General features: G+C 38.3%; 30 protein-coding genes. 7 read left to right on the forward strand and 23 right to left on the reverse strand.

Annotated elements, in window-relative coordinates; translation table 11 throughout:
- Window positions 1-41 precede the first annotated feature (41 nt).
- The 7 genes from grpE to gpr form a co-directional block, all read right to left on the reverse strand.
- Entirely contained in the window at window positions 42-674 is a 633-nt protein-coding gene (gene grpE / locus ACI48O_RS12815) for a nucleotide exchange factor GrpE (RefSeq protein WP_435562204.1), read from the reverse strand.
- Between the two features lie 90 nt (window positions 675-764).
- Window positions 765-1,796: a heat-inducible transcriptional repressor HrcA gene (gene hrcA, locus ACI48O_RS12820; RefSeq protein WP_435562205.1), complete on the reverse strand. Its 1,032-nt coding sequence runs from the start codon at window positions 1,794-1,796 to the stop codon at window positions 765-767.
- 85 nt (window positions 1,797-1,881) lie between these two features.
- Entirely contained in the window at window positions 1,882-3,024 is a 1,143-nt protein-coding gene (gene hemW / locus ACI48O_RS12825) for a radical SAM family heme chaperone HemW (RefSeq protein ID WP_435562206.1), read from the reverse strand.
- Window positions 3,025-3,106: 82 nt separating this feature from the next.
- Entirely contained in the window at window positions 3,107-4,942 is a 1,836-nt protein-coding gene (lepA, locus tag ACI48O_RS12830; RefSeq protein WP_435562207.1) for a translation elongation factor 4, read from the reverse strand.
- Between the two features lie 127 nt (window positions 4,943-5,069).
- Complete coding sequence (locus ACI48O_RS12835; protein ID WP_435562208.1) at window positions 5,070-5,411, reverse strand: YqxA family protein; 342 nt, start codon at window positions 5,409-5,411, stop codon at window positions 5,070-5,072.
- 15 nt (window positions 5,412-5,426) lie between these two features.
- Window positions 5,427-6,626 carry a stage II sporulation protein P gene (gene spoIIP / locus ACI48O_RS12840; protein ID WP_435562209.1) on the reverse strand — a complete coding sequence of 400 codons (1,200 nt, stop codon included), beginning with the start codon at window positions 6,624-6,626 and terminating at the stop codon, window positions 5,427-5,429.
- A 228-nt stretch (window positions 6,627-6,854) separates the two neighbouring features.
- Window positions 6,855-7,979 (reverse strand): GPR endopeptidase, encoded by a 1,125-nt coding sequence (gpr, locus tag ACI48O_RS12845; protein WP_435562210.1) that lies wholly within the window; start codon window positions 7,977-7,979, stop codon window positions 6,855-6,857.
- A 279-nt stretch (window positions 7,980-8,258) separates the two neighbouring features.
- Between gpr and rpsT the strand changes: the two genes are divergently transcribed.
- The gene (gene rpsT / locus ACI48O_RS12850; protein WP_435562211.1) at window positions 8,259-8,522 is read left to right on the forward strand and encodes a 30S ribosomal protein S20; all 264 of its coding nucleotides are present in this window, start codon (window positions 8,259-8,261) and stop codon (window positions 8,520-8,522) included.
- A gap of 46 nt (window positions 8,523-8,568) precedes the next feature.
- On the opposite strand, the gene holA is transcribed toward rpsT, so the two are convergent.
- Complete coding sequence (gene holA / locus ACI48O_RS12855) at window positions 8,569-9,579, reverse strand: DNA polymerase III subunit delta (RefSeq protein ID WP_435562212.1); 1,011 nt, start codon at window positions 9,577-9,579, stop codon at window positions 8,569-8,571.
- Window positions 9,580-9,887: 308 nt separating this feature from the next.
- Between holA and ACI48O_RS12860 the strand changes: the two genes are divergently transcribed.
- Window positions 9,888-10,019, forward strand: a complete 132-nt coding sequence (locus ACI48O_RS12860) for a YqzM family protein (RefSeq protein WP_435562213.1) — start codon at window positions 9,888-9,890, stop codon at window positions 10,017-10,019.
- Window positions 10,020-10,150: 131 nt separating this feature from the next.
- Here the strand turns inward: ACI48O_RS12860 and ACI48O_RS12865 are convergent, their stop codons facing one another.
- From ACI48O_RS12865 to ACI48O_RS12875, 3 genes are all read right to left on the reverse strand, one after another.
- Window positions 10,151-12,463, reverse strand: a complete 2,313-nt coding sequence (locus tag ACI48O_RS12865) for a DNA internalization-related competence protein ComEC/Rec2 (protein WP_435562214.1) — start codon at window positions 12,461-12,463, stop codon at window positions 10,151-10,153.
- Window positions 12,464-12,521: 58 nt separating this feature from the next.
- Window positions 12,522-13,082 carry a ComE operon protein 2 gene (locus ACI48O_RS12870; protein ID WP_435562215.1) on the reverse strand — a complete coding sequence of 187 codons (561 nt, stop codon included), beginning with the start codon at window positions 13,080-13,082 and terminating at the stop codon, window positions 12,522-12,524.
- A 77-nt stretch (window positions 13,083-13,159) separates the two neighbouring features.
- Window positions 13,160-13,771, reverse strand: a complete 612-nt coding sequence (locus ACI48O_RS12875) for a helix-hairpin-helix domain-containing protein (RefSeq protein ID WP_435562216.1) — start codon at window positions 13,769-13,771, stop codon at window positions 13,160-13,162.
- 87 nt (window positions 13,772-13,858) lie between these two features.
- Between ACI48O_RS12875 and comER the strand changes: the two genes are divergently transcribed.
- The gene (gene comER / locus ACI48O_RS12880; RefSeq protein WP_435562217.1) at window positions 13,859-14,680 is read left to right on the forward strand and encodes a late competence protein ComER; all 822 of its coding nucleotides are present in this window, start codon (window positions 13,859-13,861) and stop codon (window positions 14,678-14,680) included.
- Between the two features lie 281 nt (window positions 14,681-14,961).
- Here comER and ACI48O_RS12885 read toward each other — a convergent pair whose 3' ends face one another.
- The 8 genes from ACI48O_RS12885 to ACI48O_RS12920 all read right to left on the reverse strand — a co-directional run bounded on the left by ACI48O_RS12885 (window position 14,962) and on the right by ACI48O_RS12920 (window position 20,125).
- A complete protein-coding gene (locus ACI48O_RS12885) occupies window positions 14,962-15,708 on the reverse strand; it encodes a class I SAM-dependent DNA methyltransferase (RefSeq protein WP_435562218.1) in 747 nt (248 codons plus the stop codon).
- Window positions 15,705-16,061, reverse strand: coding sequence for a ribosome silencing factor (rsfS, locus tag ACI48O_RS12890; protein ID WP_435562219.1), 357 nt, complete (start codon window positions 16,059-16,061; stop codon window positions 15,705-15,707). The genes ACI48O_RS12885 and rsfS overlap by 4 nt, the downstream gene beginning before the upstream one ends.
- Window positions 16,062-16,065: 4 nt before the next feature.
- The gene (gene yqeK / locus ACI48O_RS12895; protein ID WP_435562220.1) at window positions 16,066-16,632 is read right to left on the reverse strand and encodes a bis(5'-nucleosyl)-tetraphosphatase (symmetrical) YqeK; all 567 of its coding nucleotides are present in this window, start codon (window positions 16,630-16,632) and stop codon (window positions 16,066-16,068) included.
- Window positions 16,622-17,191 carry a nicotinate-nucleotide adenylyltransferase gene (locus ACI48O_RS12900; protein ID WP_435562221.1) on the reverse strand — a complete coding sequence of 190 codons (570 nt, stop codon included), beginning with the start codon at window positions 17,189-17,191 and terminating at the stop codon, window positions 16,622-16,624. Before ACI48O_RS12900 ends, yqeK begins: the two co-directional genes overlap by 11 nt.
- 18 nt (window positions 17,192-17,209) lie before the next feature.
- Window positions 17,210-17,500: a ribosome assembly RNA-binding protein YhbY gene (gene yhbY, locus ACI48O_RS12905; RefSeq protein WP_435562222.1), complete on the reverse strand. Its 291-nt coding sequence runs from the start codon at window positions 17,498-17,500 to the stop codon at window positions 17,210-17,212.
- Window positions 17,494-18,333, reverse strand: a complete 840-nt coding sequence (gene aroE, locus ACI48O_RS12910) for a shikimate dehydrogenase (protein WP_435562223.1) — start codon at window positions 18,331-18,333, stop codon at window positions 17,494-17,496. The genes yhbY and aroE overlap by 7 nt, the downstream gene beginning before the upstream one ends.
- 169 nt (window positions 18,334-18,502) lie before the next feature.
- Window positions 18,503-19,606, reverse strand: a complete 1,104-nt coding sequence (yqeH, locus tag ACI48O_RS12915) for a ribosome biogenesis GTPase YqeH (protein ID WP_435562224.1) — start codon at window positions 19,604-19,606, stop codon at window positions 18,503-18,505.
- Between the two features lie 3 nt (window positions 19,607-19,609).
- A complete protein-coding gene (locus ACI48O_RS12920; RefSeq protein ID WP_435562225.1) occupies window positions 19,610-20,125 on the reverse strand; it encodes a YqeG family HAD IIIA-type phosphatase in 516 nt (171 codons plus the stop codon).
- Between the two features lie 339 nt (window positions 20,126-20,464).
- Between ACI48O_RS12920 and ACI48O_RS12925 the strand changes: the two genes are divergently transcribed.
- Entirely contained in the window at window positions 20,465-20,605 is a 141-nt protein-coding gene (locus tag ACI48O_RS12925; RefSeq protein WP_435562226.1) for a sporulation histidine kinase inhibitor Sda, read from the forward strand.
- 37 nt (window positions 20,606-20,642) lie between these two features.
- Here ACI48O_RS12925 and ACI48O_RS12930 read toward each other — a convergent pair whose 3' ends face one another.
- Complete coding sequence (locus tag ACI48O_RS12930; RefSeq protein ID WP_435562227.1) at window positions 20,643-21,431, reverse strand: phosphatidylserine decarboxylase; 789 nt, start codon at window positions 21,429-21,431, stop codon at window positions 20,643-20,645.
- A 120-nt stretch (window positions 21,432-21,551) separates the two neighbouring features.
- Between ACI48O_RS12930 and pssA the strand changes: the two genes are divergently transcribed.
- The 3 genes from pssA (at window position 21,552) to sigK (ending at window position 23,690) form a co-directional block, all read left to right on the forward strand.
- Window positions 21,552-22,091: a CDP-diacylglycerol--serine O-phosphatidyltransferase gene (pssA, locus tag ACI48O_RS12935; protein ID WP_435562228.1), complete on the forward strand. Its 540-nt coding sequence runs from the start codon at window positions 21,552-21,554 to the stop codon at window positions 22,089-22,091.
- A 466-nt stretch (window positions 22,092-22,557) separates the two neighbouring features.
- The gene (locus tag ACI48O_RS12940) at window positions 22,558-22,707 is read left to right on the forward strand and encodes a YrzI family small protein (protein WP_435562229.1); all 150 of its coding nucleotides are present in this window, start codon (window positions 22,558-22,560) and stop codon (window positions 22,705-22,707) included.
- A 260-nt stretch (window positions 22,708-22,967) separates the two neighbouring features.
- Window positions 22,968-23,690 carry an RNA polymerase sporulation sigma factor SigK gene (sigK, locus tag ACI48O_RS12945; protein WP_435562230.1) on the forward strand — a complete coding sequence of 241 codons (723 nt, stop codon included), beginning with the start codon at window positions 22,968-22,970 and terminating at the stop codon, window positions 23,688-23,690.
- Between the two features lie 62 nt (window positions 23,691-23,752).
- Here the strand turns inward: sigK and ACI48O_RS12950 are convergent, their stop codons facing one another.
- The 3 genes from ACI48O_RS12950 to mtnN form a co-directional block, all read right to left on the reverse strand.
- A complete protein-coding gene (locus tag ACI48O_RS12950) occupies window positions 23,753-23,938 on the reverse strand; it encodes a hypothetical protein (RefSeq protein WP_435562231.1) in 186 nt (61 codons plus the stop codon).
- 182 nt (window positions 23,939-24,120) lie between these two features.
- Window positions 24,121-24,372, reverse strand: coding sequence for a YrhC family protein (locus ACI48O_RS12955; RefSeq protein WP_435562232.1), 252 nt, complete (start codon window positions 24,370-24,372; stop codon window positions 24,121-24,123).
- Between the two features lie 103 nt (window positions 24,373-24,475).
- Window positions 24,476-25,183 carry a 5'-methylthioadenosine/S-adenosylhomocysteine nucleosidase gene (mtnN, locus tag ACI48O_RS12960; RefSeq protein ID WP_435562233.1) on the reverse strand — a complete coding sequence of 236 codons (708 nt, stop codon included), beginning with the start codon at window positions 25,181-25,183 and terminating at the stop codon, window positions 24,476-24,478.
- Window positions 25,184-25,240 lie beyond the last annotated feature (57 nt).

The following is a 25,240-nucleotide window of genomic DNA, read 5'->3' on the forward strand; positions in this document are numbered from 1 at the left end:
TTACCTCCCAATACTTACTATGTAAGTGCTTCATCATTTTTTTATTGATTCACTTTCACCATCGAAGGACGAATGACACGGTCCTTTAACATATAGCCTTTTTGGAACTCATCAACAACAACGTTTGGTCCAAAGTTAGCATCTTCTACTTGCATGACAGCTTGGTGAAGGTGTGGATCGAATTCTTGCCCAACGGATTCAATTGGTTGAACACCTTCTTTTTTGATCGCTTCTAGCAAGCTCTTATATACCATCTCCATCCCCTGCTGCAATGATTTTGTTTGCTCGTTCTCAGCTGTCATTGCAAGTGCTCTTTCAAAATTATCGAGAGCAGGTAAAAGATCAGTAATTAAATTTTGGGCTCTATATTTTTCGCTCGCCTCAGCATCAAGCCTTGTGCGGCGACGGAAATTATCAAAATCAGCTTGAAGACGCAGATAACGGTTTTCGGCAATCTCTAATTGGCCTTCTACTTCTGCAAGTTTTGACTTAACCTCTGCAAGTTCTTGATCTGCTTCTTGTTCAGAAGTTTGTTGGGTACCATCTGCTTCTGCAAAAATTTCTTCTACAGATTCCGTTGTTTCAACTGTTTCGTTAACTTCAACAGTCTCGTCAACTTGTTGCCCTTCGACTTGAACTTCCTCTTGATTTTTTACGTTTTGTTCTTGTGACATTTTTTCACCTCCCAAAAATAAAAGTGCTCACCTAAATATACATAGAAAGGGGATGGAGCCATTGCTCCACCCTAATCAATATTTCCTGCGTTAGTTACTTTGATACAACTTTGTTAAAACCTTAGAAAGATCACTGGAAATCATTTGCAACAAACTGATGACTCGTGAATACTCCATCCTAGTCGGTCCCAATATAGCTATTGATCCTAGTTTTTCGGCACCAACCGAGTAGGTTGCGGTTATGAGGCTGCAGTTCTCCATCGCTAAGTTGTTATTCTCACGGCCAATTTTGACATTAATACCAACTGGATTTTTTTGAATCAAATCATAAATTCCGTCCTCGTGCTCAATCATATTCATCAAAAGCCTGATTTTCTCGATATCATGAAATTCCGGCTGCCTTAACATATTCGTCTTTCCGCCAAAAAACAATTTGTTTGTGGTTGGAAGCTTAAGTGTATCGGCAAGCGAGCTTAACATCGAATCATAATGATGAATATGCTGACGCAGAAGCGTTGCGACTTCCTTATAAATTTTTTCATTTAAATCAACAATCGGCACATTGACTAAACGATCATTTAATATGTTGACTAGCTTCTCAAGTTCATTTGCATCCATTGTTGCCGGTAAATGAAACATTCGATTTTCTACATGACCTGTATCAGTAACAATAATGGCAATCGCTGTTTCCTGATTTAAAGGGACTATTTGGATTTTCTTTAATTTATTCTCCCTTACTGCAGGACCTAAGACAATCGAAGTGTAATTTGTTAATTCCGACAAAATTTTAGCAGACTTTTGCACGATTTTTTCAAGCTCATATAAGCGTTCTTCAAAAATCGACTTCACCTTTGAAACATCATCTGATTCTAGTCTTTGTGGTGAAAGCAAGTGATCAACATAATAACGATAGCCTTTTTCAGACGGAATTCTTCCTGATGATATATGGGTTTTCTCGATAAACCCCATTTCTTCTAAGTCAGCCATTTCATTACGAATCGTGGCTGAGCTAAAGGAAATTTCCTCTTTTTTAGACAAGCTTCTTGAGCCGATTGGTTGCGCAGATCGAATAAAGTCATCAACTATTACCTGAAATATCAACAATTGACGATCTGTTAACAACGGAACATCACCTCTGTTAGCACTCTTTATGAACGAGTGCTAATTCTAATATTAAATTAACAAATAAGGAGCAGAGTGTCAACGTTTAGATAACCCCTAGAAATGATTGGAACACTTCATTACCTAGTAGTTTTCCTCGTTTCGTTAACTTAATATGCTCATCCTCTACTTTAATCAATTCTCGTTTTTTTAAATCGTCTATTTCCTTTGAAAATAAGGCGATTGGATCCTCTTGAAATTTTTTATAAAAATTCACTAAGGATACGCCTGCTGTTTTTCTTAATCCAAGGAACATTTCTTCTTCAATGGCTTCATTTTTTGTCACTTCATGGTTTTCTATGATCGGAAGCTGGTTCATTTCTATTTGATCGATATATTTTTTGATTGGACCCGTATTAGCTCGTCTAAACCCATTAACATAACTATGGGCCCCTGCCCCAAATCCGTAATAATAATCATTGTTCCAGTAGGTAAGATTATGCCTACTCTCATAGCCAGGAAATCCGAAATTGCTTATTTCATATTGTTTGTATCCATGCTTGTCCATTTCTTCCATTAACAGTTCGTACATCTCAGCTTCAGTGTCCTCACTTACAACCGGGAGTTTTCCTTTATTTAGCAAATTATAGAAGACCGTTTTTGGCTCTATTATCAAGGAATATCCTGAGTAATGAGGAATCTCCAGCGAAAAGGCAAGGTCTAAGGTTTGGGCGAAATCGTCTATTGTTTGACCTGGTAGACTGTAAATCAAGTCTACGCTTATATTTTCGAAGCCTGTTTCCTTGGCAAGTTTAATCGATTTATAGACATCTTCTGCTCGATGGGTTCTGCCTATTTTTTTCAATAATTCATTATTAAAGGTTTGAACACCAAAGCTAATTCGATTAACACCAGCATTCTTTAGTATTTGAAACTTTTCCTTCGACAAATCGCCAGGATTGGCTTCAAACGTAAATTCTGTATCCGAGCCAAACGGAATATTATTCCCGATTACTTCACAAAGAAATGCAAGCTGCTCTTCTGAAAGGGAAGTAGGTGTTCCTCCGCCTACGAAGATTGTCTTTAATTGTTGAGGAGGGGGTACCTGATCAAAGGTTAGCTTGATTTCCTTCTCTAATCCAAAAAGGTAGTCTTGCACTGGCTGACCTTTTAAATAGACCTTATTAAAATCACAATAATGGCATATATGCTCACAAAACGGTATATGCAGATAAGCGGCATGAATCATCGTCTCACGTCCTTTCTTTTATTAATCTAAGAAAAAGAGGCTAGCATCGTCTTATCAGACATGTCTAACCTCCATTAAGGATTTATTTTTTCGTATTATTGTCGTCCATTCTTAATACGGCCATGAATGCCTCTTGTGGAACCTCAACGGAGCCCACCTGCTTCATCCGCTTCTTACCTTCTTTTTGCTTCTCAAGAAGCTTCCGTTTACGGGAAATATCTCCACCGTAACACTTCGCTAATACGTTTTTCCCCATCGATTTAATCGTGGAGCGGGCAACAATCTTCTGACCAATCGCTGCTTGGACTGGAACTTCGAATTGCTGTCTCGGAATTAATTCCTTCAGCTTTTCGACAATCACCTTGCCTCGTTCATATGCAAAGTCTTTATGAACGATAAAGCTTAATGCATCCACCTTTTCAGCATTTAATAGAATGTCCATTTTAACCAACTTGGATTCTTTGTAACCAATAAGCTCGTAATCAAAGGAAGCATAGCCCTTTGTACTGGATTTTAATTGATCAAAGAAATCATAGACGATTTCAGATAACGGAATTTCATAAATGATGCTGACACGGTTTTCGTCTAAATATTGCATATCGATGAAAATACCGCGTTTGGCTTGGCATAACTCCATGATGGCACCCACATAATCATTAGGCGTCATCATTGTCGCTTTCACATATGGCTCTTCAATTCGATCAATCTTTTGTGGATCCGGCATTTTGGATGGATTGTCCACTTTGATTTCTTCGCCATCTGTTTTAATTACATGATATATAACACTTGGTGCTGTAGTAATAAGGTCAATTTTAAATTCACGTTCAATACGCTCTTGAATAATTTCCATGTGCAATAGACCAAGGAAACCACAACGGAAACCAAATCCTAATGCTTGCGATGTTTCTGCTTCAAATTGCAGAGCGGAATCGTTTAATTGAAGCTTTTCTAACGCCTCACGCAAATCATTAAATTTCGCTGAATCAATTGGATATAATCCGCAGTATACCATTGGATTTAAACGGCGATAACCTGGCAATGCTTCAGTTGCTCCGTTTTTCGCATTGGTAATCGTATCCCCGACACGTGTGTCACCAACGTTTTTGATTGCAGCTGTTAAAAAGCCAACATCACCAACAGAAAGCTCATCACGAAGGACAGCTTTTGGAGTAAATACGCCTACTTCAGTAACTTCAAACTCTTTTCCTGTTGCCATCATTTTGATTTTATCGCCAACCTTAACGGTGCCTTCAACCACTCTGATATAAGCAACAACACCGCGGTATGCATCGAACAATGAATCAAAAATCAAAGCCTTTAACGGGGCATCAGGATCGCCCTCAGGAGCAGGAACCTTTTCAACGATTTGTTCAAGGATATCCTCAATCCCGATTCCAGCTTTTGCTGAAGCAAGAACCGCTTCAGATGCGTCTAGTCCAATTACTTCTTCAATTTCATGGCGAACTCTTTCAGGGTCAGCACTTGGCAAGTCTATTTTATTAATAACCGGGAGAATTTCAAGATTGTTATCAAGGGCAAGGTAGACGTTTGCTAATGTTTGCGCCTCAATACCTTGAGCTGCATCGACGACCAGTATTGCTCCTTCACATGCCGCTAAACTGCGGGACACCTCATATGTGAAGTCGACGTGCCCTGGTGTATCAATTAAATGAAAGGTGTATTCTTCTCCGTCTTTTGCTTTATAGTTCAATTGGACGGAATTAAGTTTTATCGTGATTCCCCGTTCTCTTTCTAGATCCATGGAGTCTAATAACTGATCCTTCATTTCACGTTGAGACAACGCGTTCGTCTTTTCTAAGATCCGGTCAGCTAAAGTGGATTTCCCATGATCTATATGAGCAATGATGGAGAAATTACGGATTTTTGATTGTCGTTTTAGTTTTTCTTCTCTGTTCATTATCGTTCACTCCTACAATACTCGCGCAATATACACTATTTTTCATTATACCAATTGCCTATTTCACAATCAATTAAAAGAAAATTTTGGGGGAAAAAGAAAAACAGAGTCGAATGATCGCTCTGTCTCACTTTCCTGCTTTATCAACGAAGTAATTTATCGTTTTTTCCGTTGCCTCTGATATCCCCTTTGCCATGCTTTTTCCAATAGATGAAAAGAAATTGTAGGAATTCATTTCTGCAAGCTCCTGTTTCTTTTTTTCTAAATCATGACTGGTTACATCATTTCCTAAAAATGTTCCCGCCATTTTTCCTTGCTCATCCTCATTTAGGGTAAATGCCTTCCCAAAACCCGTATCTTCATACCCCTTCATTCGATGAATCCCATCATTCGCCTGCTGCATCCCAAATAACACGGAAACGAACATGAGCGAAGCCAACAGAAAACTTTTCAGCATAAACAATTTCATATTTTCACCTACATTCTAATTGGGGTTAGCAGGTTGTTCTGTTCCTTGGTTAACCTTTTCAGCCTGCCAGTAATGTTCACTTAATACATCTGCTAACGCTTCTGACGATCGATACAATTCTTCAAATGTATTGTCGACACCGCCGAACTCAATTAATAGGGCCTTTTCTGACAAATCCTGATTATACTTGCCATTCCCTTCTTTTTTCACAAAAACACCGCGGCTTAATCCCGGATATTTATTTTCTAAAAGATCATGAAGCTCTTTCGCTAGTTTTGCATTTTTTTCATAATTGCTTTGATTTGCCCCAATAATAAAAACTAGTTTCGCATAGGCTTGTCCATTGATGATCTTCGTCGTCCGATCCTTACGAAGACTATCGCGGTGGATATCGATGAAATATTCAAAATCTTGATTGTTTGCCATTGCCGCTTGAACAACCGGCCTTGATTCTAGATACGACTGGTAGTAGCTTAAACCCTTTTTGTTTAAGTTTCCCTGGATATCTGTTTTTTCAATGCCTGTTCCAATCCCGCGACTTTCTAATTGTTCTTTTAACTTATCGCCTATTTTCATTACATTGATTTGGGAATGGTAGGCTTTATTAGGATCGGTTACACCCTTTAAGTATGGAAGATAGGACTCCCGATTATGGGTAAAATAAACATAGACCACCTGGCGGCCGCCTGTGGTTAAAGGCGGTTGACCGCCTTCTTCATTCTTACTTCCTTCATCGATTTCCTCTGTATTCTGTAGCGAGGCCTCCTGCTCCGCTTTAAGCACCTCAAGCGGCGGTGCTGATTCTATTGGCATATTGGTGTAATTTGTCCCTTCGCCCGCAACGATAATTTGTCCATCAAATAATGAAAATCCCGGTAATTCTCGCCCTAACAAACTTCGAGGATCATCCAAATTAATATTGGTAGACATTTTAAAAACAATGTTAGTTAATTTGGGCGGCTTGCTTGTTTCAGGTAAAGATTCAAGAAAAAAATGATTTTCAGAACCCATTAGGTGGTACAGCCATTCACCCGTCATATTCACTGCGACATTGTTGACGGATGTGGATGAAAGACGATATTCCGGTTTTAGCGAAGTCATCAGGCCGCTCAATGAAAAAACGAAAAATAAAAATAGAAAAAATCCAATAATGCCTTTTATAATACTGGACGCGTGAACAGCTACAATTAAACCTTGTCCCCTGTTATGTTTCATGGTTCCACCTCTCTAATGCAATTCTAGTAAATACTATGAATTTGCTAGAGAAGATAGAACTGTTAAATTATTTGTGTTGATTTCCGCTCCAGGCGCTTCGCTTTCCGCGAGAGGTCCGGGAGCCTCCTCGCCGCTTCGCGCCTGCGGGGTCTCTCGTGTCCTCTTTTCCCGCAGGAGTCTCGCGCCTTCCGCTCCAATCAACAAATTTAGCTTGCCAATTTAATATGTTTATCTTGTATAAAATCCGGTGTTGTCTTGATTAACGGTTTGATGTAGGGCAGCATTTAAACCGTTTGCCAATAAATTAGCCATGTCCTCGATAAAGACATCCACTTCCTTGGGTGTAACCATTAAATTGTGCCCAAGTGGGGATAGGACTTCATAGATTAATTTTCTTTTTTCCTCATCTGGTAAGACACCAATCATCCCGAGAAAGGTTTTACGATGCTGTTCCTCAGGTAAATCCTCATCTGTAAGCTTCTTTTTCTCACCAAAGCTCATCCCTGCTGGAGCAAGCGCCCTAGATGGACGGCCGCCTTCTCTCAGTTCACGACCAAAATGTTTTAAAATAAAATCAATCGTATCACTTGTGATCGAAACAGCATCCACCACCGTTGGCACACCAAGAGCAATGACAGGGATCCCAAGTGTCTCTTGGCTGATTTCCTTACGTTTATTGCCAACGCCTGAACCCGGGTGAATGCCTGTATCAGAAATTTGAATTGTCGCATTTACCCGTTCAATCGATCTCGAAGCTAATGCATCAATGGCAATGACAAAATCAGGCTTAGTCTTTTCGACGACACCAAAAATAATGTCACTCGTTTCAATTCCGGTTAATCCCATTACTCCAGGTGAAAGCGCACTAACTGGCCGAAATCCTTTTTCAACATTTTCAGGCTGCAATTGGAATAGATGGCGGGTAACGAGTAAATTCTCACATACAGACGGACCAAGCGCATCAGGGGTGACATTCCAATTTCCAAGACCTACTACTAAACAGGATGCATCTTCCTTTATTCCCAGCATTTTTAAGAAATGAGAAAATTCGTGTGCAAACACCTTTTCCACTTTTTGTTGCAGTTCACTATCCTGCTGTCTAATTCCCGTTACTTCGATTGTTAAATAACGACCAGGCTTTTTCCCAATCGATTCTTCAGCTTGTTTTGTTATTTCAACTAAGGAAATTTTAATATCATTTTCCTCTTTTTCCTTTATAATCACACCCTCAATTTCTGAGAGGTTTTCTGCATTTTGCACCGTTTTTGCTTTTTCCGCTAACGCCATCTCCCTTGCTTCTACGGCAAGGTCAGTCCGTACGGTATACTTGCTTAAATCCAATGTTTCACTCATTTGTTTCCCTCCATTTTCTTTTTGGAAGACTTCAACAACAAAATGATCAATTTAATAATCCGTTTTTAATTTAGTGACTGTATTTTATGAGGTTTTTACTCAATTCCTATCTTTTCCTGTTTATCATAATTACATTCGTCTTTGACTTAAAATATCAGGAGAGTATTGCAATATGAGTGGGCGTTTGATAAAATATCACTTGTTCTTAAATATTTGTTATGAATGTGAATGTGTATGTCGAGTTCATATAATCTCGATGCTTTTTAGGAGGTGAACGGAATGCCAAATATTAAATCTGCGATCAAACGCGTAAAAACAAGCGAAACTGCTAATGCACAAAACGTACAAGTTAAATCTGCGATGCGTACAGCTGTTAAGAAAACAGAAGCTGCTATTGCAAACAATGATACTGTTGTAGCACAAGCTTTTACTGAAGCTGCAAGCAAGCTTGACAAAGCTGCTGGAAAAGGCTTAATCCACAAAAACGCTGCTGCTAGAAAGAAATCACGTTTAGCGAAAAAGATCAATTCTTTAAACGCTTAATGTTATAAAAAAAACGACCCCGCAAAGGTCGTTTTTTTATTTACAATTACAAACGAAGTAAAAACATTTCGATTAGCATTTCTTTATTCATGCCACCCGTTTTCATTTTGTAGTCGGCATCGGCTAATAAATTGATTTTACTTGCTAATTCTTCATCAGAAAAATGTCGGGCCTGACCTGCAGCCAGCTTAACTCGATATGGATGGATTTTTAGAAACCCTGCCATTTGCTGCTGACCATAACCTCTTCTCGAAAGCTCCTTAACTTGATAAATTAATCTAAATTGACCAGTAATAATCGCCAATATTTTTAATGGCTCTTCATTTTGCTTTAACAAGTCATAATAAATGCGAAGTGCTTCATCCGTCTTACGACCAACTATTTTATCGATTAAAGTAAAGATATTTTGCTCCAATGATTTGGAAACTAAATTTTCCACAACATTTTCATCAATTAATTTTGATTCATTGGCGTATAACGCCATTTTGTCCACTTCATTCGTCAACATAAATAAATTGGTGCCAACGAGCTCAATCATTCGTTCGGCCCCGATATCTGTTATTGAAACTTGATTTAATGAAGCACGCTCCTTCACCCATTGCTTTAGTTCTTGAGGAGACAGCGGCTTTGATTCAAATGTCACAGCCTTAGACTTTAATTCCTTCGTTATTTTTTTCCGTTCATCAAGCTTTTCATATGGCGCAATAAAGACTAACACAGAAAACGGAACGGGCTCCTTAAGATAGGCATCAAGCCTTGATAGATTATGCTCCACTTTTTCCTTCGTTTTTTCTGCTGTTAGAAATACTGGGTTATGTAAAAGAATCAATCGTTTTTCACCGAGAAAAGGCAATGTTTCAGCATCCTCTAGCACCACTTCTATCGGTGTTTCTTCTAAATCGTATGAAGAAAAATTAAAATCAGATTCGTCAGCATCGAGTACATGCTGAATTAAAAGTTGCTTTGTTTCATTAATGAAAAACGTTTCAGTTCCATATAATAAATAAATAGGGGCTATTTGCTTTTTTTTAATTTGCTTCCAAATATCAAAAACCAAGTTCCTTCGCTCCGATCACTTTGAAGAATTATGCTAATCTTATCGTAATGAAGCAAAGAGGATTTGACAAGTGCTAAGGAGGGAATTAATGGTACCAGCCCATCAATTCCCTTTCTATTTAAACGTCGTGAACATAAGGCCTAGGAACTTACTTCACAACGGTATCACGTTTGTAAAGATAGTTTTAACAAAACGAATTCGAACTATTTGTGACAACTCTTGTCAATCAAGGAAGAGGAAAGACATATCTAGATTTTTTCAAAAGTTTAGATTATACTAAAAAATGAAATAGGGGAGGGGAATAGACTGTGAACGAATTTGTAAATCGCGTCGAAAAACGTAATGATGCAATAGACTCTGGTATGGGATTCTTTGTTTCATTTGGATTTTTCGCTACATTGTTTATTATTGCAACAGTCATAAAAGTTGTCGGATCTTAATTACCGATACATAGCTTCATTTTTTAGACTGCATTAAAAATGCAGTCTTTTTTTTTGCGAAGTTAAGTTATCATGCACAAGCACTAGTTATTGTGAATAGAACATCGAGGGAAGTTGTGGTTTACAATATACTATGGAACTGCCATAGAAAAAGTTCCTCTCCCATCTTTAAAAAAATAAGAAATAGCGCCCTGTTCATCGGTCCTAAAAATGCGAATCCTGTGATGTTCTAACCTGGAAATTACCCCTTGATGCGGATGCCCATAGCGATTATTTTCCCCAACAGAAATAATCGCTATTTCCGGTTTAAACTGAGAGAGTAACTCCTCGGAGGTGGAAGAATGACTGCCATGATGAGCCAACTTTAATACGTCAATATCCAAAAAGGGGTATTTTTTGACAAGGTTCATTTCTTTATTCTTTTCGATATCACCGGTAAAAAGCCAAGTGAGACCTCCCATTTCCGACTGAATAACGATTGAACCATCATTTCCGCCATTTTCCTGGCCATTAACACGTGGCGATAACACTTCAAATACTGCTCCCCCTGCTTCCCAGCCATCTCCTTCTGAAATAAACGTAATCGGGATTTCCTTTTGTTTAGCGATTGCCACTACCTTACCTTCCAATTCAGATTGCTCCTTTACCATCGGCAGAATAATTTCGTCAACCTTGAATTCTTCAATAATGGCCTTCGAACCGCCCACATGATCAAAATCTCCATGGGTAAGAATCAGCTTGTTAAGCCTGTTTATTCCTTTACCTTTTAGGAATGGGACAACAATGTCCGCACCAACCTCAAAATTGGAATTTCTCTGTTGCCATTTTTCCTTTGTATAGGGAATCGTGCCTCCACTATCAATTAAATAATTTCCCTGATGAAATGGTAATTTAATGAAGATCGCATCACCTTGTCCGACATCAATAAACGTTATTTCTCCGAATGGGGAAAATATATTGCTTCCTAGTTGTAAGGACAATGGTAAAAAAACAAACAGACAATGCTTAATCATTTTTTTCGGTTCAGTTTGCATTTTATAAAAAGTGAACACGACCACCAGCAGATAAATTAGGAGCAGAACTAATCCAGGCCGTCCAAGAGTAAGCGTTTGAAACGGAACGTTCGACAGCCGCTCAATAATCGAATTAACAAGGATGATTGTCTGATTAGTTAATGCAAGAAGTGGAGTAAATAAAACACCTATAAGCGGATGAAGGATAAATATAAAAAAGATATACGGGGTTAAGAAAACAGAAAAAAACGGAACAAATAGAAAATTAGCAAGGAGTGAGAGAAATGAAAACTCATAGAAGTGATATAAGATAATCGGAAGTGTTGCCAGCTGAGCGATAAAGGATGTTAACAATAATTGAATATGATTCGAGTTATCTTTTACTATTGGCACAGATAAAAGCAAAGCAGCACTAGCGGTAAAAGAAAGCTGAAAGCCAACATCAAAGATTTGTAACGGCGCTGCCAGCAAAAGCAATAATAATGTTCCTGATAAAGCATCCAATGGCAGAATTCGATTGTTACCAAATCGCAAACTAACCAGAATGATTAGCATCATCGTAACGGCTCGAACTACCGAGGGCGTTGCACCAGTCAATAACGCATATAACGGCAAAAAAACAAGCAGGATCGTGACCATTCTTTCCCTCACGACACCGATTCGAATCCCACAAAAGAAAATAACTCCGGTTAAAAAACTGACCTGTAAACCGGAAATGGCCAATAAATGGATGATGCCAAGCTTTTGATAAGAAGACATCAAATCCTCTTCTATTAAAGCCTGTTCTCCAAAAAGTAGAGCAATTGAAAGCGATGCAAGCGGTTCTGGGAAATGGGTTGCTACATAATGAATTCCCTCTGAGCGGATATTTTGGATTTTATTATGAAAAGAAGGTTGAAAAGAAGAACAGGATTGAAGTGGAAATTGTTCGGGAGTTAAGATCCAATGGATTTTTTTCGAGGCTAAATATTTTTTGAAGTTGAAGGTATTTGGGTTTCTTGCAGAAGATGGGGATTCCAATTTGCCAGAAAGATTACATTTTAGTCCCGCCTTCATTTCTTTTTCGAGTAGGACCTTTTCTTGTAACGATTTAAATCGGTATTGGATCAAAAGCTTCTCTTTCGTTTTTACATCCTTTCCTTCAATTTGTAATCGGTCTCCGTCCATTTTCCATTGCTGAAGTAAAACAGTGAAATCCTCCTCCGTATCCGAGATTTGTGACTGGTTGCTTAAATTTACGTTGTTGCCTATCATACTATATAGAAAAAAGGTGAACAGTAGGAACAGAAATTGGCTCTTTGAGAATGATTTCTGAGAATAAAGAAAAACAGCGTAAATTAAAAAAACAATCATAAATGAAGTAAAATCGAGCAGCGCACAACATACGCCAAGCAGTCCGCTAACTGCTACAAATATGCCCTTCCCTTTCATTTTCTCTACTCCTTTTTACGTTTTCAAAAAAATAGCCGGTTAAAAAACCGGCTTTTTGTTAAACAGAAAAAAGTTTTTTTGCTTCTGACGTTAGCTTCGCTAGTGATTCCTCACTTGCCCCGTTTTTTTCAAGCTCTGATAACAGGTTTGTAATAAACTCTGATTTCTCTTGTCTATTCCAATCAAAAGAAGGTTTACAATCGACTTTTTCAACATGAACATTTGCAGCTGAAAATAATTCCATAGCATAAGGATGGTTTTTATAATCCTCCGCATAATATACTGTTTTAATCCCTGCTTGAATAATCGCTTTGCAGCATTGCAGACATGGAAAATGTGTTACATAAATATCTGATTCAGCAGTAGGGACTCCAAACTTTGCACATTGTAAAATGGCATTCATTTCTGCGTGAATCGTTCTTACACAGTGATTATCAATGACGTAACAGCCTTTGTCGATACAATGGTCGCCGCCCGCAATCGATCCATTATAGCCCCCTGCGATAATTCGTTTATCTCTCACAATCGTAGCACCTACGGTTAATCGGGTACATGTACTTCTTAATGATAGTAGGTGACTTTGTGCCATAAAATATTCATTCCAAGAGATCCGTTCCAATCATATTTCCTCCCTCAACATGCAGATGCCTCCCTTTAAGTGTAATGCCCAAGCCTAAGAGCGTCAATTTGATATATTTATTGAATCGTGATTTTATCCTTTAATTTTTCGAATGTTTTTTGTCCAATCCCACTAATTGATTGGATATCCTCAATCGATTTAAACGGCCCATTCTTCTCTCGGTATTCGATAATCGCAGCAGATTTTGACGGACCGATTCCAGGTAATGTTTCAAGTTCACTCGCTTCGGCCGTATTAATATTTACTTTATCACTAGCTGAATTTCCATCCGCCATGATCGCCATTCCTTGAGTTACTTCACCCATCTGCGGGATATAAATGACCATTTCATCTTTAACATACATGGCTAAATTAATCTTTGATTCATCTGCTGTTTCTAATAATCCTCCGGACCTCTCAAGCACATCGATCACTCGCTCTCCTTCGTGCGCTTCATAAACACCTGGTGCTTTAACAGCCCCTTTCAAATCAATCATGATTTTTGTAGGACTCGGGGTATCAGTGGTTTCCTGCTCATTCAATTTTATTTGGGACTCTTCAGTTGAGGGGTGTTCATTAACAGGAAGTAAGTTTGGAGTAATTGGGGCAAAAAAATAATACACAAGCAAACATAGGAAAAGAAATAATCCGAAAACATAGCCCTTGTACTCTTTAATCCATTCTTTCAATTTGTACCATTCCTTTCATTAGTTATATTCTTACCTTTATTTACATATGGTTATATGAGAAACCTGCTCACGAAGGAGGATAGAAAGATGAAAACTGGAGTTATAGGGATAGGAAATATGGGGAGGATTTTAACTGAAGCATTACTTGAAGAGAAGGCAATATCCCCCTCTTCCTTAACAATTATGAATAGAACAAAGAAAAAAGCTCTTGAGCTTAAAAATATATATTCCGATATTTCCGTTGTTGACACGGCAAAGGATTTATCGATATGCTCAGATTTAATTTTCTTATGCTTAAAGCCTCTCGATATTTATTGGGTAATTCAAGAAATCTCCCCACATTTAACAAAAGATAAATGCATAGTATCGATTACAAGTCCGATTAGTGTAAACCAGTTGGAATCAATTGTTCCTTGTTCAGTTGTAAGAGCCATTCCGAGTATTACCAATCGAGCAAAAGCAGGCGTCTCATTGTTAACATTTGGATCTAATTGTTCAGTGAAATGGAAAACAACGATGGAACGTTTATTTCGTAAAATTTCTGTTCCGATTGAAATTGAGGATAATGTAACAAGAGTAGCGTCCGATATTGTAAGCTGTGGACCTGCATTCTTTAGTTATTTGACGCAGCGGTTTATCTTAGCAGCAGTAAGAAAAACAGATATTGACCAAGAAACAGCGGTAACCTTAGCCAGTGAAATGTTAATTGGACTTGGGGAACTATTAAAAAAAGGACATTTTACCTTACCTACTCTACAAGAAAAAGTGTGTGTAAAAGGTGGGATTACCGGAGAAGGTATAAAAGTATTAGAAGAAGAGTTAGGCGATGTGTTTGAGCATGTCTTTGCTGCAACCCATCTTAAGTTTAAGGAAGAAGTTCAGAAGATTAGTAAACAATACCCTATATAATTTCTTGATGTACCTTTAATATTCCTGCGATGTTTTATAATTTTTTTTATAAGGCTGTGTTAAATTTGGCTGTTGATTTCCGCTCCAGGTGCTCCCTTTCCGCGGGGGAGTCCGCGAGCCTCCTCGGCGCGATAGCGCCTGTGGGGTCTCCCGTGACACCTTCTCCCGCAGGAGTCTGGCACCTTCCGCTCCAATCAACAGAATGCTCAAAATCAATATTATTCTTTAAAAAAGGCTGACTCAAGTTTAGGGGGATTCCCTGTTGAGTCAGCCTGTTTATGTTATTTTTTTCGGGCTGTAAAAAAAATTCTTTCAGAATGCTCTTCGGGTGATTGATCCGAGAAATCAGCTGATACTTCCAGCACTTCAAACCCGGCATTTTGTAACCACTGTTTATATTGTTCAATCGTATACGTACGTTGGAAATGAAGTTCATCAAAGCGTTCATATAAACCAGTTTGATCTTCCAACACAAAAAAACTCAAATCATGTTCAACACTGTTCGGCCATTCGCCTTCGTAACACTGCCAGATATAAGAGATTTTCTCTTCGTTTAAAGCAAAAGTCCCGTTTCGAAATATGTTATTCATTTTATAAATAGAATGGACATCAAACATAAACAAGCCATTTGAGTGTAAATGTTCAAATACATGTTGAAAGGTTTTTACAACCTCTTCTTCCGATTGTAAATAGTTCAATGAATCACAAAAAATGGTAATTACATCAAGTGAATCAAAGCCTTCTAATTCAGCCATATTTTGCTGAAAAAACTGAATGGCGTGTCCCCTTTCAGCAGCTTTTGCTTGGGCGACTGCCAGCATATCCTCCGATAAGTCTACCCCTGATACACGAAAGCCTGCTTCCGCGAGCCAAATGGACAATTCTCCCGTCCCGCAAGCTACATCCAGAATAGTCTCCGCTTTAACTCCATATTTTTCGATTTGTCGTACCACAAAATCAACCCATTGATGATACGGGGTTTCTTTCATCAATTCATCGTAAAGATAGGCAAACCGATTATAGGTCATTGATTCAACTCGCTAAGGATATTCTCGATAGGTGCATCTCCCCAAAGACGCTCAAGTTTATAGTATTGACGCTCATCACGATGGAAGACATGGACCACCACATCACCCAAATCAACCAAGATCCACTTTGCCTCGTCGAAACCTTCGATCCGCTTAACAGGATGTTGCATTTCTTCAACCTTATCTTTTATTTCTCGGGCAATAGCCTGAACCTGTTTATCTGAATTTCCGTGGCAAATAATAAAATAATCAGCGACCAATGAAATGCCTTCCATATTTAGAACTAAAATATCTTCTGCTCGTTTATCATCCGCTGCTTTTACAACCGTATGCAATATACTTCTTTCTGTCATGAAATCAATTCTCCTTATTTATGATGAGATGATTATAGGTTTCAATCGTATCTGGAAAAACAGGTTGATTTTTTTTTAGTAAAAAAACAATCGTGTTTTTCATTGAAGCAATCAACGCATCTGTTAAATTCTCTTTTGCCATTTCCCTCACATCTTCTACTCCCGGAAATTGCCTGCCTGGTTCAATATAATCAGCAAGGTAAATGACTTTTTCTAATAACGTCATGGATGGTCTTCCTGATGTATGATACCGAATTGCATCCAAAATTTCTCCGTCCTTTATTCCAGCTTCCTTCTCAACGAGATAAGCACCAACGGGAGCATGCCAGAGCTCACTATTAAAAGATAATAACTTAGGGTCCATTCGCTGTTCCAGAATAATTTGTTTCATTTCTTCTTTTGGACGAAATTTAGCATAGTCATGAAAAATGGCTGCAAGTTCGGCTTTTTTGGGATCAGCTCCGTATAATTTGGCAAGCTGGATTGCCGTTTCCATTACTCCTAATGTATGTTGATATCGATGGTCGGTCAAGTGAGGCTTGACTAAATTTAATGCCGTTTCACGTTCCATATAACTTTTTCTCCTCAATATACATTCGAACAGGCTCAGGGACTAAATACCGTATCGTTTTCTGTTCTTTTATTCGAGTGCGAATCAATTTGGACGAGACTCCCATCTCTGGAACCGTAACATTTATGACCGGATATGATGTAACTTCCAGAAAATCAGGTCGATTAACACCGACAAACGTAACCAAATTAATTAACTCATCGATTTTGTTCCATTTTGGTAAATACTCAATCATATCCGCACCGATAATAAAATAAAAATCAACATTTGGATATTCATTCTTTAAGAGCCGCATTGTATCAATCGTAAAAGACCTGCCGGATCGTTCCAGCTCAATGGTTTCTATTTTAAAATTAGGATGTCCATAAATGGCTAATTCAAGCATTTTTACCCGATCGTCAGTACTTGCCCCCTCCGACATTTGTTTATGTGGGGGTTCTTGATTGGGCATAAACCAAACCTCAGCTAAATCTAATCCTTGGAGTACTTCATTGGCAATGAGCAGATGCCCATTATGGGGAGGATCAAATGTACCTCCGAGTATGCCAATTTTTCTCAACTCAAGCCCTCCTTGCTATTATGGCAATTGGATTTGTTTATTTTCGACAGACTCCTTATAGAGAACAATCGTTTTGCCAATCACTTGCACTAGTTCAGCGCCAGTTCCATCGGTTAATTGTTCAGCCACGACATCCTTATCTTCATCACAGTTTTGTAAAACACTAATCTTCATCAATTCCCGAACCTCTAAAGCCTCCGAGATTTGTTTGATCATATTTTCATTCACTCCGCCCTTTCCAACTTGAAAGATTGGCGTTAAATGATGGGCTTTTGAACGTAAAAATCTTTTTTGTTTTCCTGTTAACATTGTTTTCCTCCTAGTTGTCGCTCTACAGTATGCTTCATTCGTTTTGGATCAGGGAAGATTCCTGTCCATAACTCGAACGCAAGGGCCCCTTGAAAAACAAACATATCAAGACCATTTTGAACTCTTGCCTGTCTTTTTTTGGCTTCCTTTAAAAGTTTGGTCTCGAGCGGGTTATAGATAATATCACTGACGAACGCATTTTCTCTTAGATTTTCCAAACTTAACGGGAGTTCATCAAGATGAGGCGCCATCCCAATTGATGTGGTTTGAATAATGACATCATAATCCGCTAAGCTTGCTTCAGCCTGTTCTTTTCCAATGGCATTAGAATCTACTGCATATGGACACTCGCTTATTAAATCGTGTGCTTTAGCAATCGTTCTGTTATAAATATCGAGCTTTTTCACTCCCACTTTTGCTAGGGAGAAGAAAAGGGCTCTTGCGGCTCCACCTGCCCCGATCATTAAGACAGAACGGTCACTTAAATCCGGAATCTTCTCCGTCAATCCTCTAACGTATCCGATACCATCTGTATTGTAACCGATTAACAGTCCGTCTTGATTGACGACTGTGTTGACTGCTCCAATCGCTTCCGCAAGTGGATCAATTTTATCTAATAATGGCATTACGGCAATCTTATGAGGAATGGTGATATTAAAACCACCCGCACCTAATGCTTTTAGACCCTTTATTGCATCTGTTAATTGTGCTTCTTTGATGTGAAACGGCAAATAATCAGCATCTATTTTGTAATGCTGAAAAAGGTCATTGTGCATGAGCGGTGACATTGAATGGGCAATCGGGTCACCGATTACGCCAAATAATTTTTTCACTGTCCTCTCCCCTTCACTTCTATCTTTTTAGGTTGATTTCCGCTTCAGGCACTCGCTTTCCGCGGGCAGTCCGGGAGCCTCCTCTGCGCTTTGCGCCTGTGGGGTCTCCCCTGTCCTTCTTCTCCCGCAGGAGTCTCGTGCCTTCCGCTCCATTCAACATAGCCTTTTTTTAAATTAGTGATTTACGCAGCATGACGGATACTCCCTTTGGTACGTGAGCTGCAACCTTTGCTCCCGGTTCGTTGACGGTAATCCAACCGAGTCCTGAAAAAACGACATCTGTTTTACCTTCTTTAATGGTGAATTCATGACGAACAAGCTCGGGAAACTCTGGTAATTGCTCTTGTCTAGGCGGAGTCAGCATCTCACCAACATGATCTTGATACAATTCATCAGCTTTTTCTAATTTTGTCCGATGGATGGACAGCTCATTTGATAAATAACAAACGAAGGAACGGCGGCCGCCAGTTAAATAATCAAAACGGGCCAGTCCACCAAAAAACAAAGTTTGTCCCTCATTTAGCTGATAAATCTTTGGCTTTATTTCTTTTTTTGGTGTGATGTATTTTAAATCCTGTTTATCGATAAAATGAGCCATTTGATGGTGATTAATAATTCCCGGTGTATCAACGAGAGCCTTGCCGTCAGATAACGGTATTTCGATAATATCGAGTGTTGTTCCAGGGAAATGAGAAGTAGTAATGACATCTTCGCCACCTGAAAACTCCTTAATAACTCGGTTAATAAATGTAGATTTCCCTACATTTGTACACCCGACAACATAAACATCTTTGCCATTCCGGTATTCTTCAATCGCAGCCACTGCTTCGCGGATAAAGTGACCCTTTGACGCGCTGATTAGAAATACCTCCTCTGGTTTTAAGCCCAAATCTCTAGCCTCTTGTTTCATCCAATGAATTAATTTACTAGGCTTTACTGATTTTGGCAATAGATCCACTTTATTTCCGATTAACAAAATTTTGTTTTTTCCAACAAAACGGGGTAAACCGGGTAACCAGCTGCCATTAAAATCAAAAATATCGACTATTTTCACAATAAGTGCATCTTTTTTTCCGATTTCGTTTAAGATCTTTAAGAAATCATCATCGGTTAACCGAACATCCTGCACTTCATTATAATTTTTAAGGCGAAAACAGCGTTGACAAATAATCGTTTCTTTTTCTAAAGCAGATTTTGGAGCATAGCCCAATTCAGCCGGATCATCGGTTTGAATTTTCACACCGCAGCCGATACAAACTAAATGTTCACTCACAAATTAATCCTCCCATTGTATCATTCCTTTTTTTCTAAACCAATTTAAGATGATTCTTTCTATTTGCCGATTAAATTTGGTAATAAATCCATCTGTTTTAGCTACTGGTACCACTAAAATAGTATGAAAGCCACCTCGGTTTCCACCAAGCACATCCGTTAATAATTGATCTCCTATGACAACCGCTTCCTCTTTTTGGACGCCCATTTGATTGAGCGCCTTTTGAAAGGCTCTAACCATTGGTTTTCTTGCTTGAAAGATAAACGGAATCCCTAAAGGGTCAGAAAACGCCTTTACACGCTCTTCATTATTATTGGAGACGATGGTCACCAAAATCCCATTCTTTTTCATATCTTCGAACCACTCAATAAGGTTTGGGGTTGCATAAGCGCGGTCCCATTCCACCAATGTATTATCTAAATCAGTAATAATGGCCTTTACTCCTTTTTCCTTCAAACTTTTGGGAGTAATATCAAATATACTTTTTACATGTTGGTTTGGCAAAAATTTCTTTAACAATGATTACACCTCATATTCCTAATAATACCATTACAATAATTATGTAGAATCTCCTCGAAACTATAACTAAATAATAGCTTGTTTATTAAAAGTTTTCGACAACTTCCCCACTTATTCATTCTGTGGATAACTTTATACACATTATACACGTTAGTTTTTTTGATACTATAGACATTTATAAACAATTTAATCACAGGTTATCCACTAACAACTGTGGATAACAGAACGGTTGTTCTAACAATTTATATTTGATAGAGTAATGATACAGCAAGCGAGCCTACCATTATATGCCTTATTTTGATAAATAGAATAAATTTATCCCGGAGGTGGAATCCTGGCATGAAAAAGCTTTCAGATGAACTACTAATTGAATCCTATTACAAGGCCAGAGAACTTAAACTTAACCCCGATTTTATTCGCCTAATCGAAATAGAACTACAACGAAGATCGTTATATCAAAAAATAAAAGTATCTTCTTAAGTCGATAAGCCAACCGGGCTTATTTTTTTTCCAGCCCTTAAGCGCTTGTGATAATTTCACCCAATTTTGTCCCAACTACTACTTCTGTTGGTGTTTTCAATTCAGGAGCTAGCTTAAATGTATTTTTTTCAAACAATAATACTACAGTTGATCCAAATGTGAAATAAGCCAATTCTTCACCTTTTGAAATCTTCCTTCCCTCATGAACCAGTTCAATAGAATTAACAAACATAGCTCCTACTTTTACAACCGCCAAATGACCGGTTTGGTGTTTTAGTTCGGTAATCCTGCGATAATTTTTTGATAAGGGCTGTCGTCCATATTTTAACCCTAATTTATTTACGGGATAAGATTTCTTTCCAAGTGTCCACTGATCGATAATTTCTCCTGCTATCGGGCTATGGATACGATGGTAATGGCTTGGACTTAAATATAAAATGATGTAGGTCCCTTGCAAATACTTGTGGAGTGCATCCTGTCTTCCAAGCATTTCCGAAATAGAATACGTTTTACCCTTAACTGTTATTTCACTTGTTTCGCCAATTTCCCCGATATCCTCTACGACTCCGTCGACCGGGCTCCCTACGCTCATTGGATGGGGATCATGTATCCGGGCCTCTTCCTTCAGTTTACGGACAAACAAATCATGAAGTGTAGGGAATTCATGTAATGACTTTTCCATTTCCATCAGATTAAGATTATAGACCCTTGCAAAAGAAGGAATAATAACACGACTTAGCCTAGACGTCGCAAAACGCTTTAAAATAAGTGAAGAAATTCTGCCATTCGTTAACTCAATCAGGAATCTGTATAAACTTTGAATCAATTTGGTTACCTCCAAAAAATGTGAAATAGTCTTTACTCACATGCATAAAAAGCTTAAAATTAAATATTATTATATAAATTCCAGAAAATACCCCTTCCGTTCTTAAGGAGTGAGGAGAAATTGTTCTTATTAGAAGTATTTGATCAAACCATTAAAAAGCTAAAAAGTCAAACAGCAAACGTGTTAACATTAACCAATTTAGGTCTTGGCGGGTATGCAATTATTGCTGGTTTGAACGGTAGTTTTCGGCTCAGTCTCCTGCTTATTTTCATTGCTGCACTTGCTGACCGGTTTGACGGAATGGTCGCCAGAAAGTTCCATATAGAATCGGAGCTTGGAAAACAACTCGATTCCATGAGTGATATTATATCATTTGGAGTCGCACCTGCACTATTATTATATCAAGGAATCTTAAATGAATTTGGTGCGCCTGGAATTTTCTTTACTGTTTTCTATATTGGATGTGGAGCTTTTCGTTTAGCACGATTTAACATTTCTGAAAATAACGGGTATTTTACAGGTCTGCCGATTACTGCAGCAGGCTGCCTTGTCACACTCAGTTATCTTGCAATATCGTTTTCCCCTCCACAAACATTCCTCTTTTTAATTATTCTGTTATCTTTATTAATGATCAGTCCATTTAAGCTTAAAAAAGTGTAATGAGAAAAAACAGCACGCATTTTGGTGCTGTTTTTTTATTGAGTCCGTTGAGTCCTGATCAAAGATTAGTTTGTGAATAAAAGCCTTAAATCATTCCATGCTAAAACAAGGAATGGAAAAAGCATAACAAAAAAATTAAAAAATAGAAAATTGTCGGATAAATGGGTGTAAATTCAGTTTACATTCCATTTTAATATGGATATAATAACCTGTGTAAGCGAAATTTTCCAAAAAGGAGGTCGAATGAAATGATTAGTATTGTCTATTCAGTAAATCAGAATCAAATAGTTTTATCCTACACACATTCGACCAACTGGAAATGGATTGCTTAATTTTGTTATTTTCTTAAGGCTATCCTAACCGCATGGGGAATGGTGTCTCCTGCGGTATTTTTGTGCCCGAAAACACTCATATCCGCAGGAGAAAATTCTCCCTGCGGTTTTTTTATGGCTATTTTTGAAAGGAGGTGAGTCATTTGACGCTTCATATACTATTTTTAACGATCACGATCAAAAAACGAAAGCTTACAAAGCAAGAGGTTGTTCATCAAGAATTTGTAGAGCAAATTTATGAACAAAATAAAGATCGCCAGTTTACCGTTTATCGTCAATTCTAAGAGATTTTTTAATTATTAAGAAAGGTGGTTATGTATATGTTATTCATTATTCAACGACGGCAAAATTGCTTATGGGTGGAGAAAGACACCACCTAACGATGCTTAAAAAGGGGTGATTCGCTTTGTCACTGCATGTCCTGTTATTAACGATTATGTTTCGAAAAACTTTTAAAAAATAATTTCTGGACAGACACAAACTTCCTCCTAATCACATAGGAATTAGGTATAGGCATTGGCCTAATCTCCCGGGGGGTGAATCCATGTCCGGAATTTTAACAGCACTTGGTTACTTAGTTAAAGAAATCGTTTTTCTTGTCTCTTATGTTAAAAATAATGCCTTTCCACAACCCTTGTCTGCTGCTGATGAACGAAAATATTTGCGTCTAATGGCAAATGGAGATCAACATGCACGAAACATGCTGATTGAGCATAATCTTCGCTTAGTTGCCCATATTGTCAAAAAATTTGAAAATACTGGTGAAGACGCTGAAGATCTTATTTCAATTGGTACAATTGGTTTAATAAAAGCGATTGAAAGCTATTCAGAAGGTAAAGGAACGAAGCTGGCTACATATGCAGCTCGTTGTATCGAAAACGAAATATTGATGCATTTACGAGCCCTAAAAAAGACAAAAAAAGATGTTTCATTGCACGATCCAATTGGACAGGATAAAGAGGGTAATGAGATCTCGCTGATCGATGTGCTTAAATCAGAATCTGAAGATGTTATCGATACGATCCAGCTAAATATGGAGCTCGAGAAAGTAAAGGAATACATTGACGTTTTGGATGAAAGAGAGAAGGAGGTCATCATCGGTCGCTTTGGTCTTGACCTGCAAAAAGAAAAGACACAGCGGGAAATCGCCAAAGAATTAGGCATTTCAAGAAGCTATGTCTCGAGAATTGAGAAGCGTGCCTTAATGAAGATGTTCCATGAGTTTTATCGTGCCGAAAAGGAAAAACGGAAAAATGGCAATGGATGAGGAAACATTTCCTCATCCATTTTTTAAGTACGGTGATTATTTTATATAGTGATATCATCGGATTAACTAGAGGAACGGAACGGAACAGAGTGGAGTGGATTGGATTGGATTGAAGCGGATCGGATCGAAGCGGAACTTGAGCGGACATACGTTCCGCTATTTGAATCAAAAAGGGTGATTTTTCTCTTTTGTCGGACATACGTTCCGTTATTTAGCTTATATTCCCGATATTCCCTTGATTTTTTCACAAATAACGGTCTCTATGTCCGGAAACATCTCCAAAATAGCGTTTTTACACAAAATAACGGACTCTATGTCCGCAAAAATCCCCAAAATGAAATCGTCTAGACACAACACACAAAAAGGCATGGACTCAATATGATCCATGCGTTTTTGTGCATTATATATATGTTATTCTACACTGTGGCTTTTAATAATTATTTTGATTCTCTTCCAACTCTACTAATAATTTTTTACAAATTTTCGATTCATTAAAAAAGAAAATGGATCCGACCAAAAAAAGAACCGTAGCACCGATTAGGGCATTCAACTGATGTTCTGATACTAACTCAGAAGGGATGATTAAACCAAGATAGAAAAACACACTTACTGCCAGCATTACTGCTCCATAACGGCTATAATCAATCATTTTCTCATGTAATCGTTTCTCATCGTGTTTCATCTTCTCACCTTGCTTTACTAAAATCTATAAAACTACTGTAACACACAATCCAGTGTTATAGATGATGTAATATTTAGCAAAGGAGGGAACCAGGTAATGATACCTAGTTTAAACTTTTAGAGATACCTGAGACGATTTTCATCACAAGCGTAGCAGAATTTACGGCAGCCTTGTCTAAGTATTGTTCAAATGATATGTTTGATTCTTTTCCGGCAATATCCGATAAAGAACGAATGATCACGAATGGTACTTCAAATTGATGGGCTACCTGGGCAATCGCTGCTGCTTCCATTTCCACTGCATGGAGATTAGCAAATTTAGAACGGACGAACTCGACCCGTTCGGGATCATTCATAAAGGAATCTCCTGTCGCAATTACACCCGTAACGACTTGAATACCGGAAATTTCTTTCGCACTTTGCTCAGCTATTTCCACTAATTTTTCTGTTGCGATAAACGCTGCTGGTAAATTAGGTACTTGACCGTATTCATAACCAAATATCGTCACGTCAACGTCGTGATGGCGAACTTCAGAGGAAATGACGACATCACCGACATTAAGACTTGGATCTGATCCTCCGGCAGATCCTGTGTTTATAACATAATCAGGAGCGAATTTCTGCATCAAAATCGTAGTGGACATGGCCGCATTCACCTTCCCGATTCCGGAACGAAGCAGAACCACATCTACACCATCCATTTTTCCAGTCGTAAATTCACAGCCAGCGATTGTTTCAACTGTTTGATCAACGATATTCTTTCTTAATAAGGTTACTTCTTCTTCCATTGCTCCGATGATGGCTACTTTCATGCTTAAACCTCTTTTCTATTATGTACGAGAAGAACGAGAAAGCCGGAATTAAAGCTG

Origin of the sequence: Neobacillus terrisolis (assembly GCF_051233475.1) — a bacterium.
Taxonomy (GTDB): domain Bacteria; phylum Bacillota; class Bacilli; order Bacillales; family Cytobacillaceae; genus Bacillus_BU.